Genomic DNA, 707 nt, shown 5'->3' with positions numbered 1-707 from the left:
GCGGCTGGCTAGGGCCGCGTAGCTGGCCGTGGAGGACTTTTACGACAGCCTCTAAGTTTAGGAGAGTCTGGTTAGACCGGGGTTAGGGCGAAACGCTACTCGCTGGCCCTAAAGGGGGCCCCATATGCTTCCTGCACGGATATGCGACCACTAGACTAGCCCGGAAGCGCATGGTAGGATTGCCCCAAAGCGGAGGACAAGAGGAAGAAGCTTAAGTTTATCCCCCGCGAGGGAAATTTCAGGCCGCCTTGGAGGTGGTCAAGGGGGAAAGAATCTTGGTGGAGATCGGCCGCACTTACGGCGTGCACCGCAACACCCTGGTGGAGTGGAAGTCGGCACTTGTGGAAAAGGGGCCCTTCCTCTTTGCCAATGACACCCAGGAAAGGGGACTGGAGAAGAGGGTCCGACAGCTTGCGCAGCTCATCGGGAAGAAGGAAATGGAGACACGCTCCTAAAAAACTTCCTGGAGCGGGGGAGGTGAAAGGGATGCCCCTGGCTGAGCGCGTGAAACAGGCCCGCGAAGCCCTCGCCCAAGGGCTGGTTCCCGTGTCCTCCTTCTCCGGGCCTCGGAGATTCCCCGCTCAAGCATTCCACATAAGCCTCAGCTAGGCTAAGGCCCATGAAGCCCTACATCACCAGCGGTCGTGTCAAGAGTTATGTGTAAGAGTCTGTGTACGGGGGGCATACCGCTCCTGAAGCATCTTCTC

Annotated in this window: 1 protein-coding gene; it reads left to right on the top strand. The window is 58.6% G+C overall.

What is annotated here, in order from left to right; translation table 11 throughout:
• The first annotated feature begins 275 nt into the window (after nt 1–275).
• Nucleotides 276–455 carry a hypothetical protein gene (locus L0D17_RS13190; RefSeq protein ID WP_243095705.1) on the top strand — a complete coding sequence of 60 codons (180 nt, stop codon included), beginning with the start codon at nt 276–278 and terminating at the stop codon, nt 453–455.
• The last annotated feature ends 252 nt before the right edge of the window (nt 456–707 follow it).

This window comes from Thermus thalpophilus (assembly GCF_022760915.1).
Lineage (GTDB): Bacteria > Deinococcota > Deinococci > Deinococcales > Thermaceae > Thermus > Thermus thalpophilus.
The sequence above is the reverse complement of the archived record's forward strand: the minus strand, read 5'-3'. Positions and strand labels throughout refer to the sequence as shown.